Annotated in this window: 12 protein-coding genes and 1 tRNA gene; 7 read left to right on the top strand and 6 right to left on the bottom strand. The window is 53.1% G+C overall.

What is annotated here, in order from left to right; translation table 11 throughout:
• Window positions 1-741: YheT family hydrolase (locus ACTH3S_RS15130; RefSeq protein WP_441809839.1), on the bottom strand; the 741-nt coding region annotated here is incomplete at its 3' end.
• Between the two features lie 73 nt (window positions 742-814).
• Here ACTH3S_RS15130 and ACTH3S_RS15125 point away from each other — a divergent pair.
• Window positions 815-890, top strand: a tRNA-Asn gene (locus tag ACTH3S_RS15125).
• A gap of 70 nt (window positions 891-960) precedes the next feature.
• Here the strand turns inward: ACTH3S_RS15125 and ACTH3S_RS15120 are convergent.
• Window positions 961-2,250, bottom strand: coding sequence for a M18 family aminopeptidase (locus ACTH3S_RS15120; RefSeq protein ID WP_441809838.1), 1,290 nt, complete (start codon window positions 2,248-2,250; stop codon window positions 961-963).
• A 113-nt stretch (window positions 2,251-2,363) separates the two neighbouring features.
• On the opposite strand from ACTH3S_RS15120, the gene ACTH3S_RS15115 reads away from it, so the two are divergent.
• Window positions 2,364-2,849, top strand: a complete 486-nt coding sequence (locus ACTH3S_RS15115; protein WP_441809837.1) for a hypothetical protein — start codon at window positions 2,364-2,366, stop codon at window positions 2,847-2,849.
• A gap of 82 nt (window positions 2,850-2,931) precedes the next feature.
• Complete coding sequence (locus ACTH3S_RS15110; RefSeq protein WP_441809836.1) at window positions 2,932-3,540, top strand: outer membrane beta-barrel protein; 609 nt, start codon at window positions 2,932-2,934, stop codon at window positions 3,538-3,540.
• A 31-nt stretch (window positions 3,541-3,571) separates the two neighbouring features.
• Here the strand turns inward: ACTH3S_RS15110 and rlmKL are convergent, their stop codons facing one another.
• Window positions 3,572-5,746 carry a bifunctional 23S rRNA (guanine(2069)-N(7))-methyltransferase RlmK/23S rRNA (guanine(2445)-N(2))-methyltransferase RlmL gene (gene rlmKL, locus ACTH3S_RS15105; protein ID WP_441809840.1) on the bottom strand — a complete coding sequence of 725 codons (2,175 nt, stop codon included), beginning with the start codon at window positions 5,744-5,746 and terminating at the stop codon, window positions 3,572-3,574.
• A 317-nt stretch (window positions 5,747-6,063) separates the two neighbouring features.
• Between rlmKL and rmf the strand changes: the two genes are divergently transcribed.
• The gene (gene rmf / locus ACTH3S_RS15100) at window positions 6,064-6,276 is read left to right on the top strand and encodes a ribosome modulation factor (protein WP_441809835.1); all 213 of its coding nucleotides are present in this window, start codon (window positions 6,064-6,066) and stop codon (window positions 6,274-6,276) included.
• Between the two features lie 114 nt (window positions 6,277-6,390).
• Here the strand turns inward: rmf and ACTH3S_RS15095 are convergent, their stop codons facing one another.
• The gene (locus ACTH3S_RS15095; protein ID WP_441809834.1) at window positions 6,391-7,410 is read right to left on the bottom strand and encodes a quinone-dependent dihydroorotate dehydrogenase; all 1,020 of its coding nucleotides are present in this window, start codon (window positions 7,408-7,410) and stop codon (window positions 6,391-6,393) included.
• Window positions 7,411-7,761: 351 nt separating this feature from the next.
• Between ACTH3S_RS15095 and ACTH3S_RS15090 the strand changes: the two genes are divergently transcribed.
• Window positions 7,762-8,922, top strand: a complete 1,161-nt coding sequence (locus ACTH3S_RS15090; RefSeq protein WP_441809833.1) for a cation diffusion facilitator family transporter — start codon at window positions 7,762-7,764, stop codon at window positions 8,920-8,922.
• A gap of 42 nt (window positions 8,923-8,964) precedes the next feature.
• Here ACTH3S_RS15090 and ACTH3S_RS15085 read toward each other — a convergent pair whose 3' ends face one another.
• The gene (locus tag ACTH3S_RS15085) at window positions 8,965-10,464 is read right to left on the bottom strand and encodes a RimK family protein (RefSeq protein ID WP_441809832.1); all 1,500 of its coding nucleotides are present in this window, start codon (window positions 10,462-10,464) and stop codon (window positions 8,965-8,967) included.
• A 203-nt stretch (window positions 10,465-10,667) separates the two neighbouring features.
• Here ACTH3S_RS15085 and ACTH3S_RS15080 point away from each other — a divergent pair, with 203 nt between their 5' ends.
• Window positions 10,668-11,792, top strand: coding sequence for a GNAT family N-acetyltransferase/peptidase C39 family protein (locus tag ACTH3S_RS15080; RefSeq protein WP_441809831.1), 1,125 nt, complete (start codon window positions 10,668-10,670; stop codon window positions 11,790-11,792).
• A 7-nt stretch (window positions 11,793-11,799) separates the two neighbouring features.
• Here the strand turns inward: ACTH3S_RS15080 and uvrB are convergent, their stop codons facing one another.
• Window positions 11,800-13,857: an excinuclease ABC subunit UvrB gene (gene uvrB, locus ACTH3S_RS15075; protein WP_441809830.1), complete on the bottom strand. Its 2,058-nt coding sequence runs from the start codon at window positions 13,855-13,857 to the stop codon at window positions 11,800-11,802.
• Between the two features lie 213 nt (window positions 13,858-14,070).
• Here uvrB and ACTH3S_RS15070 point away from each other — a divergent pair.
• Window positions 14,071-14,393 (top strand): aminotransferase class I/II-fold pyridoxal phosphate-dependent enzyme (locus tag ACTH3S_RS15070; RefSeq protein WP_441809829.1); only part of this gene is annotated, 323 nt, incomplete at its 3' end.

Genomic DNA, 14,393 nt, shown 5'->3' with positions numbered 1-14,393 from the left:
CGCGGAACACTGGGCCCAGTAGTCTGCCGCCCCTTTAAATCCGTGCAGCGGTGCGGTGTAGCGATCATCAAACTCGTGAAAGCTCTGAATTTTATCAAAGCCGGAAACATCGATCAGATCAGGGAATTTTTGCGCCTTTTCGTTCATTTTTACGCCAAGATCTTTCAAAAACCGCTGCATATAAATTTTGCGACTGGGCAGCGCCAGCATATCTGCACTGCCTGCCAAGTCGCAGGGCACTGAATAGGCTACCGCGCCGCAAATTCTGCTGTCCACACGCTCACCTTGTTCCCCAAGATACAGCAGCGTGAGATTGCCCCCCATGCTAAAACCAGACAGAAACACGGTTTGATAGCCCTGTGCCAGCCCATGGTTGACCACCTGGCGAAGATCTTCCGTCGCGCCGCTGTGATAAAACCTCGGCTGCCGATTCATCACGCCGCCGCAGGAGCGAAAGTTCCAAGCAAGAACATCCCAACCTTCAGCCAACAGCGCCCGTACCAGCCCCAGCACATAAGGCCGCCGGCTATGTCCTTCCAACCCGTGGGAAACAATGGCCAAGCGCTTGCTGCCCTGACGATGCCAGTCTAGATGAAGCTCATCGTTATCGGCTGTCGCCAACAGCGCGGATTCCGGTTTTGCCACGCGAACCTTGCGGAACAACGACGGCCATACAGACTGAATATGCCCATTGCGCAGCCAAGGGGGAGGACGATATTGGCGAGCCATACCAGAGTACAAATTTTGACCTTTTATATCAGGGGGTTGACCAGCTAATTCAAAGCGCTTAATATGCCGCCCGGCTTGATGCTGTTCCCCGATAGCTCAGTTGGTAGAGCAACGGACTGTTAATCCGTTTGTCGCTGGTTCGAGCCCAGCTCGGGGAGCCACTTATTTTAAAATGCCGCTACTTCATACGAAGCAGCGGCATTTTTCGTTTAAGGTCTCAGAAACAGAGCCTCAAAAAACCTGCTCACGCTGCATAAATTCCGTAAGCACACGGAACAGCGTATAGCCATCCTCAGTCCCAATCAGTTCACGAATAGAGTGCATGCCAAACTGCGGCACGCCGATATCCAACGTGGTCACCCCCAAGTTCGCTGCCGTTAGTGGCCCGATTGTACTGCCACAGCCCATATCACTGCGCACCACAAACGTTTGGTGAGGCAATCCAAGTTCATCACTGATATGCCTATAAACGGCGGCTGAGCGACTGTTGGTGGCATAACGTTGGTTATGGTTCACCTTGATGACCGGACCCTGATTTAGAATGGGGCCGTGGTTTTCATCGTGTTTGTCCATGTAGTTCGGGTGCACACCGTGTGCATTATCAGCCGAGATCATCATGGAATGGGCAACAGCTCTGGCCTTGCTAGCGCCGCACCAGCGATCGAGAACCGCTGTTAAAAACGGCCCCTGCGCACCTTCAGACGACACGCTGCCCACTTCCTCATGATCATTGCACACCAGTAACGCAGCTTGGTCGCCAGAGGTATTCAGCAAAGCCTGCAAGCTGATGTAACAACTCAGCAGGTTATCCAGCCGGGCAGACGCGATGAACTCATCACGCAACCCCACAAAACCTGCCTCTTGGGCATCGTAAAAGCCAAGCTCATAACCCAGAATCTTGCGAACTTTGGCGCCAGATTCCGTGGCGATCTGTTGGCTAAGCAGGTCGTTAAAACTAGTGGCATCGCCTTCCGAAACTTGCATCAGCACCGGCGGCAAATCTGTTTGGGGATTAACCGTTCGGCCAGTGTTGGCTTCCCTGTCCAGATGGATAGCGAGGCTGGGAATAAACGCAACGGGTTTACGGAAATCGACCAGCGTGTCACTGACCTTGTTATGGCCGTCAAGAAACGTCACCCTGCCCGCCAGCGAAAGATCCCGGTCGAACCAAGGGTTCATCAGAACGCCACCGTAAACCTCGACACCAAGTTGAAAAAAGCCTTTGCGGCGCAGTTCTGGATTGGGTTTTACTTTCAAGCATGGGCTGTCGGTGTGAGCACCCACCATGCGGATACCCGATGCCGTGACATCCTGGGCGCCGGTGCGAAAAGCCACGATAGAAGAACCGTTACGAGTGACGTAATAACCACGATTCTGCTCAAGCGACCAGTCGTCTTTTTCGTCCAACTCTTCGAAGCCGGCTGCATCCAGCCGCTGCTTCATAGTTGCCACGGCGTGCCAAGGCGTGGGTGATGCATTCAGAAACTTCAGTAAATCTTTGTTGAATTCAGCGTGTTCCATGATGTCCCTGATAGAATAGTAATGATCACAACAGTATGGCATGAAGCCTTAACCCCTCATACCGGGGCAACAGGCATTGCTAACCTGTGCTAACAACTTATACGGAGCCAAACATGGCAGCACCAAAATTTTTAGATATCGAATACTGCCAATCCGACGACGTTCTCTTCCCAACCGCCATGGCTTGGTCGCTAGAAGATGGCCAAATGAAAACCGTGGTCATTGCACCGGCTGATGAATGGCTGCCTGAAGACGGCGATTATGGCGACCTAGACTTGGACTACCTTGATGAACAAGGTGTGCCATTGCTTGAACTTGTACAAGAGCTTCACCAAGACCTGCCTGACCAAACGGTATACGTGGATGGCCTGGATCCAGACGAAATTTTAATAGATCTGATTTTCAGCGCAATGAACCAAGAAGCGCCTTTTGAGATTGCGCCCATTACCGAGCTGATCACCGGCCTAACCAGCGATGCATTGGAAGACCGCCGCCGTGAACTTCTGTTTGAAGATAGCCTGGAACCCCAGCTGCCAGAAAACGGTGTTTATGCCCTGTTACGGATGGCCCAGGAAGAAGGCCTATTTGACGAAGACTAAAGTGTGACACGGGTCGACGTAACAATCGGTTACACAAGGCAAACTCAGCCCGTAACCGCTCACGTCAGGAAACCCAATAATAATGAACAAGGTTGTGCGAACACACCTGCTACTCACTTTGGTGCCTGCTTGTCTGCTTTCTGCCCAGACCGCTCTGGCCCAAGAAACGCCCCGTGAAGACAAACACTACGCTGGCCTACTGGTCACGGCCTTCAACCACCGCACCATAGGTAGCGCCTCAAATGAGCAGGCCACGGGAAGCGGTGCAGCCGTTATGGTGGGCACTCATATTAACCACCTGTTTCATGCGGAGGTGCGTGCAGGTGGAGGCTACCGAGATGCCGAGGTGCCCAAAGGCGACCTAACTCTTTCCATAGACTACTTCGCCAGCTGGTACATGGGCCTGCACTACCCTGTTACAGACTATGCCAACGTGTATGCCCAAGCCGGGTTTTCCTTTATTCACGGTACTGCTGAAATCACCGATGCAAACGGACAGGGAAATGCCCAGTTTCGGGATCTGTCAGGCGACTTTCCAGACAGCAGCTTCAGCGTAAGCTGGGTGTTTGGCATGGACGTTGAAGTGTTGAGCGACACCTACCTTGTATTTGAAGGTGGAAAACTGTTCAAAGACACAGACACAGGCGCCAATACCTTTCAGTTTTCCACCGGTCTCAAATACGAGTTCTAAGGCGCCACAAAACGGCGCCAAACCCTAGCTACTACGCGCTTTGCCGAATATGCCAGCACCGGTGAATTCGCGCGTTTCTCTGAAAATCCTTATCCAGAGTGCTTTGGCTAACTTCCTCCACTTCAAACTCCGAAGCCAGAGCTTCATCAAGCTTAAAACGGCGGAAGTTATTGGAAAAAATCAGCAAACCGTCTGAACTTAACCTGGCCATGGCCTGCCGAATCAGCTTGGCGTGATCCTTCTGAACATCCAGCACGCCCGCCATACGGGCAGAGTTAGAGAAAGTTGGCGGATCCATAAAAATAAGATCATAAACCTGATCGGGCCTGGGCTTTGCTGCCAGCCAGGCCAGACAATCCGTGGCCTCCACTTTATGCTTGCGAGGATCCGCCCGGTTCAGCACCAGGTTATCCTCAGCCCAACCAACATAAGTTTTCGACAAATCCAGGCTCAGCGAGCGGCTGGCGCCGCCAGCAACGGCATGTACCGTGGCTGCGCCGGTGTAGCAGAACAAGTTCAAGAAACGCTTGCCGTAAGCGTTCTGTTGAATCCAGTGACGCACAGGGCGATGATCCAGAAACAATCCGGTATCCAGATAATCCTTAAGGTTCACCTTCAGCGTGCAGCCGTGCTCTTGCACGTGAAAGAATTCACCACTGACGTCTTGTTTCTCGTACTGGTTAGTGCCCGTTTGGCGCTGGCGCTGCTTGCAGATCATCCTGTCTCGCTCGATGCCTAGCGCTTCGGGAATGACGGCCAAGGCTTCAGATAAGCGCTCTTTAGCGGAGCGCTCATCAATAGATTTCGGCGCAGCGTATTCCTGCACGTGCACCCAGCCTTCATAAATATCAATGGCCAATGCAAACTCTGGCATATCTGCGTCGTACAGGCGGTAGCAGCTTATGTCCTGCTTGCGAGCCCACTGGCCAATGGTTTTCATATTTTTCTTCAGCCGATTGTGCAGCATGGCCGCGCGCTCTTCATTTGCGATTCGAGGCAGCACTTCGCCTGGCGCTGCAGGCTCCCGTGGGGTGCGCACACTGGCTTCGTCTATGGTGAACAGCAAAAGTTGTGCAGGCAGCTTGCCGTTGAACAGCTTGTATTGTTTAAAGCTGCGCAGGCCAATGGACTTGCCGAACTCCGGCGCACCGGTAAAGACACCCAGGCGCCATCCTGATGCCGCTTTTTTTACGGCATCACCAAGTGATTCATACAAGCCTGCAAGGACTTTTCTGTCACTCAGGCGCTCGCCATAAGGAGGGTTTACCAAAACCAGGCCGGCCTCAGCCCGGTCGTCTCCCAGTGCCAATTCTTCAATCGGTTGGATATGGAACTCGATCAAGCTCTCAAGACCCGCGCGCTGAGCATTATTGCGCGCGGTGGAAATAACTCGGCTGTCCTGATCGAAACCCAAGAACGTCGGTATTCTGCCCTGCTTACCCTCGTAGGCACGCTTTTCTGCCTCCTGGCGCACAGATAGCCAGGTTTCTGGTTGGTGCCCCAACCACTTTTCAAAACCAAAACGCTCCCGACGGCGGCCTGGTGCAATATCCAGAGCCATCAGAGCGGCTTCAATGACCAGAGTGCCGGAGCCACACATAGGATCGACAAAATCGCCGCCTGCGGCTGCGATTTCAGGCCAGCCTGCGCGCATCAGCAGAGCGGCCGCAAGGTTTTCCTTCAGAGGTGCCAAGCCCTGCTCTGTGCGGTAACCTCGCTGGTGCAAACTGTGGCCGCTGATATCGATACCCAAAGCAAGTCGGCCACGATGCAGTCGCGCTGACACAGTGACATCGGGCATTTTCGCTTCTACCGCTGGGCGCTTTCCGCCGCTCATGGTAAAGCGGTCCACAATGCCGTCTTTTACTCGCTGGGCGCCAAACTGGGTGTTGCGGATCTCTTCGTTCTCGCCAATAAAATTGACGCGAAAGCTGCCATCAACGGGGATGTGCTGCTGCCAGTCGAGATGAACCACTCCGTCGTAAAGCTCGTCGGCACTGGTAGCCGCCACTTCGTCTACATGAAGGATTACCCGGTTTGCCAGGCGTGACCAGAGGCAAGCGCGATAACCGGCTTCCAACGGCCCTTCTACCCATGCGCCCGCAGGTGCATTTCTTACCAGCCCAAGACCAAACGTGCTGAGCTCGTCCGCCAGAAGGTATTCAACCCCCTTTGGGCAGGTTACAAAAAAGACAGATTTGGACAAGTTCAACTCCAGGTTCTTTGGCAATTCGCGGTAAGTCGCGGGAATCGCTGCGTTCATAGGTTTGGGCAATTTTTCTATCCGTTATAGATCTATTAAACATAATTTATAGATCAAAATGATAGTGTACTTATGCTTGAGGTTAAGCTTACCTTGTAGGTGACGCGTCGTTCGGGAAGGGTAACTCCCTTTCAATAACAGGATCCTGACTGCTCTGGCCGAAGCTGGCAATAGTGGGTTATCCCCGAGAGGATTTCACATGCCATGGCCACTGCAGAAGTGTACACGCTTGTTCTGTTAATCCATTAGTGAGGAACGGCATGAAAAGACAGAAAAGAGACATGTATGCTCGTGCATTTAAGCGGGGCTACCTCGCCGGTGTGTCCGGTAAATCCAAAGACAGCTGCCCGCTCGACCAGGCAGAGGTTCGCCAGGAATGGCTGAACGGGTGGCGCGAAGGCCGCACAGATCAATGGGATGGCATGACCGGTGTCTCCGGTATTCATAAATTGGCAAACGTCACCACAGCGTGATGCTTGTTTAAACCGCGACATCTTAATCTGATCTTTTAATACACACACCGTACGGGGTTCATTCCCTGCAAGGGCCCGCTCAGCGGGCCCATCTTCGTTATAGCACCCTTGAAACTATTTAAGCTTCCGAATCGCTTCAATCGTTTCACCAATTAATTCCGGCCCCCGGTAAATAAAGCCAGTATAAAGCTGAACCAGCTTGGCACCTGCCCGGATTTTCTCAGCAGCGCTCTCGCCATCGGTAATCCCACCCACACCGACAATCGGCAGATCGTCACCGAGTTCTGCATACAATCCCTGAATAACTCTTAGGGATGCCTCACGAACCGGAGCACCGCTAAGTCCTCCTGCCTCTTCAGCATGAGCGTGACCGGCAACAACAGCGCGGCTTGTGGTGGTATTGGTTGCAATAACTCCGTCCAAGCCGGCTTCTTTTAAAGCTAACGCTACAAACCGAATACCTTCATCGTCCATATCCGGGGCGATTTTGACCGCAATGGGTACGTAACAGCCAAACTGGCTCTGACACTTAAGCTGCTCATCTTTGATGGCATGAAGCAGGCCTTTCAGAGAGTCACCAAACTGTAAATCCCGCAGGCCAGGCGTGTTAGGCGAAGACACGTTCACGGTGATGTAATCAGCGCGGGTGTATACCGCAGAAATCCCCTTGCGGTAGTCAGATTCAGATTCCTCATTCGGCGTATCTTTATTCTTGCCCACATTAATGCCAAGAATGCCCCGGTAGCTGCGCTTGTCTACACGCTCCAGCATGTGTGTCAGGCCTTCATTATTAAAACCCATACGGTTAATGATGGCCTGGTGCTCAGGCAATCGGAACATGCGAGGTTTAGGGTTACCGGGCTGAGCAACGGGCGTAACGGTTCCGACTTCTATAAATCCAAAGCCAAGAGCACCCAAAGAGTCCAGATGATCAGCGTTTTTATCCAAACCTGCCGCAAGCCCCACAGGATTAGGAAAATCCAACCCCATAACATTCACTGGCAGCGCCTCTGCTTTCGACGAAAAAGCACCCAGTACACGCAATCGATGCGCGAAATCCAGACCATTTAGTGCCACGGAATGGGCTTGCTCGGGTGATAGCCGGAAAAGCAGGTTGCGGATAACGCCGTACATCTGAAGACTCCTCAATAAACGTGAGCGCGAGTATACCGGAAGTTTTCCACAGCAACCCAGTTGCTCAAAAATACAGAGCTAAACATCTGTATCATTGAGCTCTGGGGAGCTTGTCCACGGAATCTGTGGATAACCCTGTTGAAAATCACGGTGCATCGTTGCCAATCCCTTGCGAGCTGCGCCAATCTACAAATTGATCATTTTTTGATCAGTTTATTTTATCTTTAATTTCAACAAGTTATTATGTTTTTCCTTTAAGAGAAAGGAAACCTGAACAGTCTGTCATTCAAATGCAATGCTGCTATGATGTGCATAAATCAAGCAAAAATATGGCAAGTTTGGAGTTTTTTAATGCAACAACCCGAGTCACCCGCCCAGCGTCATCGTGAAAATCTAGCGGTGGAAGCGAAAGCGGCCTCGCGGGTTACCATTATAGGAATGATTCTCGACATCTTCCTGGGAATCATTAAAGTAATTGCAGGCGCCCTCTTCCACTCCCAAGCCCTTCTTGTCGACGGTATACACTCGTTTACCGATGTAGCATCTGACCTTGTAGTGCTCGGCGCGATGAAACTGTCCCGCCAAGAGCCGGATGAAAACCACCCCTACGGACACCAACGTATAGAAACCTTTGGCACCCTGGTGCTCGGCAGCATTTTGATCGCCGTAGGCGCGGCGCTTGCCTGGGAAAATACCCTCCGGCTGTTTGAAGGCGGCATAAAAACGGTACCCGAATGGCCTGTACTGGTTGCAGCCGGGGTTTCAGTTGTTGGCAAGGAATGGATTTTCCGCTACACCCGGCACATCGGCCAGGCCATACGTTCAGACCTTATTATAGCCAACGCTTGGCACAGCCGCACCGATGCATTTTCTTCTGCGGTGGTTCTGGTTTCAACGGTTGGCGCCATGCTTGGGCTGATATGGCTAGATGTGCTTGCAGCAGTGGTTATTGCAGCCATCATCATCCACATCGGCTGGAGATTCACATGGGATAGTGTGCAAGAACTGGTGGATACCGGGCTCTCCCCTAACGATACCGACATGTTGATCACTATTGCACGCAACACCGACGGGGTTCTTAACGTGCATGAACTGCGCAGCCGCCGCATGGGGCAAGACATTTTGCTGGATATTCACCTTGTGGTACGGCCAGAAATTAGCGTATCGGAAGGACACCAGATTGGCATGCAGGTGGTGGCCGGCATGCGCGGTGCACTGGATAACATTCTCGATATCAACTTCCACATTGATGCCGAAAACGACGAAGATCAGTTCCCAACGACGGAAAAACTGCCTTCTCGAGCGGAAGTGAAGAATGTTATCGCAGAGCACTTGGGTGAGATTCCCCAGCGCAGTCGCTTAAGGTTGCATTACCTCAGAAACAAGCTGCACCTGGAGATATTTCTGGATGAGCCAGACCCTGAGACGGTGTTCACCCCCGAAAACATCCGGCACCACTTGGAAGGCTACTCTTGGTTTGGCAGTGCCAGAGTCTGGGTCACCGGCCCCTAGGCCGGCATTCTTTGTTCTACTAAATACTCTGCTCTATTGGGGTTAACGCCGACGGTTCTCTTCCATCCTCGAGAGAAACTCCTGCATGATCAGCGTGTAGAGTTCGCCCCCGAGAAAGCGATCTTCAACGCCGGCATCAATACTGGGGTTATCATTCACTTCGATAACCGCAACCCGGTTTCCGGTTTGTTTGATGTCGACACCGTAAAGCCCGTTACCAATTAATCGTGTGGCGTTCAGCGCCGCTTGTATAACGTTTCTCGGCACCTCGTAGGTGGGCATAGTCTCAAAGCCACCGCTTTCACTTTTCGATTCACCATGCTGATAGATCTGCCAGTGGCCTTTCACCATCATGTATTTGCAGGCGTAGATTGCCCGGCCACCCAGCACGCCAATACGCCAGTCGTAATCGGTGTAAAGATACTCTTGGGCAAGCACCAATGCCGACTGTCGAAATAGCTCTTTTAATCCCGCCCTCAGAGATTTTTCATTCTCCGCTTTGGTTACACCTCGTGAAAAAGCGCCATCCGGTATTTTGATAACCGCCGGAAAGCCGAGCTCCCGTACCACCTGCTCTACAGCATCGTTCTGATCTTTGGAAAGAATCAGCGTCTTGGGTGTGGGTATCTTGTTGTTCTTCAGCAGGTCGGCCAAAAAAACCTTGTTGGTGCACTTAAGAATCGACGCTGGGTCGTCAATCACCACCATGCCTTCGGCCGCCGCCTTACGGGCAAAGCGATACGTATGGTGATCTATGGCGGTGGTTTCACGGATGAACAAGCCATCGTACTCCGGCAGGCGCATGTAATCCCTGCGCGTGATTTGCTCCACGTTGATCCCCAGCTTACGGCCGGCTTTTTCAAATCGCTTCAACGCCACCGCATCGCTGGGCGGCATCTCTTCATCGGGATTCACCAGCACAGCCAGGTCATATCGATAACGACGGCGAGTTCTGGGTTTGCGCCAAACCATACTGCTAAATCGGTCCAGTGCAGACGCAAAGGTATCCTGTTCACGTTCATCGAGATCCACAGGCGCGGCTGGCTTCATAGATTCAATCTGCCAGGCTTTTCGGCGCCGGAATACAATCTCAAGAATCGGACAGGGAAATCGTTCAAACAAAGCCCGCGCCACCGGTTTTAGATCCCGGTGCTCCGTTTGGCCGAAATAGGTACGAACCCGCACCTCGTGGGTGGCATTGCGCTTATCGCTGGCGGGATCTATAGCCGCGCCCGCAGCCTCCAGCCAATGGATTACGCTGGATTCAAGCTCTTCCAGCTCGAGCGAAAACAATCCCTTTCGGCTCAAATCATTTAGCGTCATAACAGACGGCACTACATGGTGCCCCCGAGCCTCAGCCAGCAAAGAGCAATAATAACCACGGCTCAGGTATTTGGCGCTCTGGCACAGGTTGATCACGCGCACCCGGCTGGTGGGCGGTGCGGAGAACTGCAGGTACTGATCAAACGTCAGCACATCTTCACTGGGGTAGTACGGCGCCCAGTCTTTGGTGCGATCCACAACGATGAGTAAACGGGACATTATCGGCGCTCCTCCCTGGAGATAATTGCCAATAGAACTGGCCGCAACAATACGCCGCGGCGGGGGCTAGAACAATCGGCTGATAGTGCGTGCTTTTACTCATAATCAACGTGTTTGCCAACTCTCCAGTCTCTATCATAATAGCTGCATACGGGAAGCCTTCCAGCATGCCCTGTGCCGAATTTCTCAAGGCCGCTTTACACATGTCTGACCTGCAGCTTCGGCTAGCCACCAGCGATGATTTGAACACGCTTCTACAGCTTGAACATCGCTGCTTTACAGAGGATCGACTGTCCCGCCGCAGCTTCCGGCGGTTTCTGGACATGCCCCGGGATCGATTGATTGTGGCGGAGGCCGAAAGCAAGGGTGTGATCGAGCTTATGGGTTACTGCCTAGTGCTGATGAGCGCCGCAACCCGCATGGCACGAATCTACTCCATTGCGGTTCTGCCAACCGCCCGTGGTCGTGGCATTGGTGAACAACTGGTTAGAGCCGCAGAACGTGAAGCGGCCGATGCTGGCCGTATTTTGATGCGCCTGGAAGTCAGGGAAGATAACGGCGGTGCCATTGGGCTTTACAAGCGACTAGGTTATCGCCAGTTTGGCACTTACCGTGATTATTACGAGGATCACGGGACGGCTCTGCGCTTTGAGCGCCGCATTCTGTTTTACGAACCAGCACCGGAATTCACCCCGGTGCCCTATTACCCTCAAACCACCGACTTCTCTTGTGGCCCAGCGGCACTGATCATGGCCATGGCAGCACTTGACGAACAACAACCGCTAACCACGTTGGAAGAACTCAAAATCTGGCGCGAAGCCACAACCATTTTCATGCTCGCAGGCCATGGTGGCTGTGGGCCGCATGGCTTGGCGCTTTCAGCCTGGAACCGGGGGTTCGAGGCCAGTGCATGGCTTAGTACCGAGGGGCCACTCTTTCAGGACACTGTACGCAGCGACGACAAAAAGCGGGTTCTGGAACTTGTTCACGAGGGATTTTTGCAGGATATCGGCCAAACCAGCATTGAGCTGCATCATAATCCGCTCACACTGGAAGCCATAGCCCAGGCCCTTCACAGCGGACGGGTTCCGATCATTCTGATCAGCACCTGGCAACTGAACCGCAGCCGGGTGCCTCACTGGGTAACCGTGTGTGCCATCGACGATCAGTTTGTATACCTGCACGACCCGGAAATCGATGTAAAAGACGGCGAAACTGTGGCCGACAAACAGCACCTTCCGGTAGATAAGCGTGTGTTCAGCCAGATATCACGATACGGCCGAAACCAGCCACTTCAGGCCGCAGTGATTGTCGGCCCGAAGCGCTAAAACACGGTTATCCGGTTCGAAGCGCTGCTTCTTTCAGATCTGAAATTTCATCCCTCAATCGGGCAGCCGCCTCGAAGTCCAAATCCGAGGCTGCCTTGTACATGTCATCTTCAAGGCGCGAGACTTCTTTAAGCACTTCTTGCGGAGACCGGCCGCCAATCTTGGCCCGGTAGTGTTCCGCTTCTTCCGCTGCTTTTTTGCCCGGCCGGTTCGATTTGAGTTTACCGCGACCACCGCCGGCACCCTCCATGATATCCGACACTTTCTTGGTCAGGCCTTGCGGCGTAATGTTATGAATCTCGTTGTGTTCTGCCTGCTTGGCCCGTCGGCGATCCGTTTCATCGATGGCCCGCTGCATGGAACCGGTAATCCGATCGCCATAAAGTATCGCCTTGCCGTTAAGGTTCCGTGCGGCACGGCCAATGGTCTGAATCAGTGCGCGCTCTGAGCGCAGGAAGCCTTCTTTGTCGGCATCCAAAATGCTGACCAGCGACACCTCGGGCATGTCCAAACCTTCCCTCAGCAGGTTGATGCCTACCAGCACATCAAATTCACCTCGGCGCAGGTCCCGAATAATCTCAACCCGCTCCACCGTGTCTATGTCCGAATGCAGATAGCGCACACGCACATCGTGCTCCATCAAAAAGTCCGTAAGGTCTTCCGCCATGCGCTTGGTGAGCGTGGTCACCAGCACGCGCTCTTCTACCTTCACCCGGGAGTGAATTTCTGAGAGTAAGTCATCCACCTGTGTGGACGCAGGGCGCACTTCAATAACCGGGTCTAACAGGCCAGTTGGCCTTACAACCTGCTCAACCACCTGCCCGGCGTGCTCGGCCTCGTAGTTACCCGGTGTGGCAGACACAAAGATCATCTGTGGCGCAATGCGCTCCCATTCATCAAATCGCATGGGGCGGTTATCTAGAGCAGATGGCAGGCGAAACCCGTACTCCACCAGTGTTTCTTTTCGCGAGCGGTCGCCCTTGTACATGGCGCCAATTTGCGGAATCGTCACGTGGGATTCATCCACCACCAGCAGCGCGTTCTCGGGCAGATAGTCGAACAAGGTGGGTGGCGCCTCGCCTGGCGAGCGACCAGAGAGGTAGCGGGAGTAGTTCTCAATGCCGTTGCAGTAGCCCAGCTCGTTCATCATTTCCATGTCGTAGCGAGTACGTTCTTCCAGCCGTTGAGCTTCAACCAGACGGTTGTTGTCACGCATTTGTTTCAGGCGCTCGTCCAACTCAACCTTTATATGCTCCACCGCATCAAGCACTTTCTGACGCGGCGTTACATAGTGAGATTTGGGGTAAATTGTAACCCTGGGCACACGCCGGAATACTTCGCCTGTGAGCGGATCAAAGTAACTGAGGTTTTCCACCTCATCATCGAACAGCTCAATACGAACAGCTTCTTTTTCCGATTCCGCCGGAAACACATCAATGACATCGCCGCGCACCCGGTAATTGGCCCGGTGGAATTCGATATCATTGCGGGTGTACTGCAACTCAGCCAGCCGGCGCAGAATATCTCGCTGATCAATCTTGTCGCCGCGATCCAGGTGCAGCATCATTTTCAGATAGGACTTCGGATCACCCAAGCCGTAAATGGCTGACACCGTAGCCACAATAATCGCATCCGGGCGCTCCAGAAGCGCCTTGGTTGCAGACAGCCGCATCTGTTCTATGTGCTCGTTAATGGAGGCGTCTTTTTCAATGAAGGTATCAGACGAAGGAACGTAAGCCTCTGGCTGGTAGTAATCGTAATAAGACACGAAGTATTCCACGGCGTTGTCCGGAAAAAACTCGCGAAACTCGCCGTACAACTGGGCAGCCAGGGTTTTGTTGTGGGCCATGACAATGGTCGGCCGCTGCACTTCTTCAATCACCTTGGCGACGGTAAACGTTTTGCCCGAACCAGTCACACCCAGCAATGTTTGGTGCGCCAAGCCCGAATGAATGCCATCAACCAGGCCTTCGATCGCTTTGGGCTGGTCGCCGGCAGGCTGAAACGGTGAATCCACTCTGAAGACGCCATCTATGCCTAAACTGCTGGAATCGTTACTAGCCATAATGGGCAGACAACCTCCGCTGACTCAACATGTGTATCCAGGCCAGTTTCTGTTCTTGCAACAGGCAGCCTGAGAGAGAAATTTATTGTTACGCCGGCTTCATGGTACCATCAACTCGATCGACGGCTGGGCGAAAATCAGCCGCCATATGGCAAGGATTCAGACACCCCGCCGGTCACAGACCTATCAGACGCAGCTTTAAGGAGCGCAAGTTTGGACCTTCAACTTTCCAGCCGTGTACAGGCAATCAAGCCATCTCCCACTCTCGCAGTCACCAATAAGGCTGCCGAACTGCGCGCAGCAGGCCAGGACATTATCGGCCTTGGCGCAGGCGAGCCAGACTTCGACACCCCGGAGCACATCAAACAGGCAGCCATTGAGGCCATCAAAAACGGCCAAACAAAATATACCGCTGTAGATGGTACGCCGGCTCTTAAGAAAGCGATTATCGCGAAGTTCAAGCGAGACAACGGCCTGGAATACGAAGCCAACCAGATACTGGTATCAAGTGGTGGCAAACAGAGCTTTTTCAACCT

It is taken from the genome of Marinobacter sp., assembly GCF_052094685.1.
Classification (GTDB): Bacteria; Pseudomonadota; Gammaproteobacteria; order Pseudomonadales; family Oleiphilaceae; genus Marinobacter.
Note: the sequence above shows the minus strand (reverse complement) of the source record. Positions and strands in the feature narration are given on the sequence as shown.

Excerpts from the sequence above, each read along its gene's own strand:
- ACTH3S_RS15085 (WP_441809832.1), bottom strand. The coding sequence starts at position 10,464 with ATGTCCCGTTTACTCATCGTTGTGGATCGCACCAAAGACTGGGCGCCG.
- ACTH3S_RS15095 (WP_441809834.1), bottom strand. The coding sequence starts at position 7,410 with ATGTACGGCGTTATCCGCAACCTGCTTTTCCGGCTATCACCCGAGCAA.
- ACTH3S_RS15090 (WP_441809833.1), top strand. The coding sequence starts at position 7,762 with ATGCAACAACCCGAGTCACCCGCCCAGCGTCATCGTGAAAATCTAGCG.
- ACTH3S_RS15115 (WP_441809837.1), top strand. The coding sequence starts at position 2,364 with ATGGCAGCACCAAAATTTTTAGATATCGAATACTGCCAATCCGACGAC.
- ACTH3S_RS15080 (WP_441809831.1), top strand. The coding sequence starts at position 10,668 with ATGTCTGACCTGCAGCTTCGGCTAGCCACCAGCGATGATTTGAACACG.
- ACTH3S_RS15120 (WP_441809838.1), bottom strand. The coding sequence starts at position 2,250 with ATGGAACACGCTGAATTCAACAAAGATTTACTGAAGTTTCTGAATGCA.
- ACTH3S_RS15110 (WP_441809836.1), top strand. The coding sequence starts at position 2,932 with ATGAACAAGGTTGTGCGAACACACCTGCTACTCACTTTGGTGCCTGCT.
- uvrB (WP_441809830.1), bottom strand. The coding sequence starts at position 13,857 with ATGGCTAGTAACGATTCCAGCAGTTTAGGCATAGATGGCGTCTTCAGA.
- rmf (WP_441809835.1), top strand. The coding sequence starts at position 6,064 with ATGAAAAGACAGAAAAGAGACATGTATGCTCGTGCATTTAAGCGGGGC.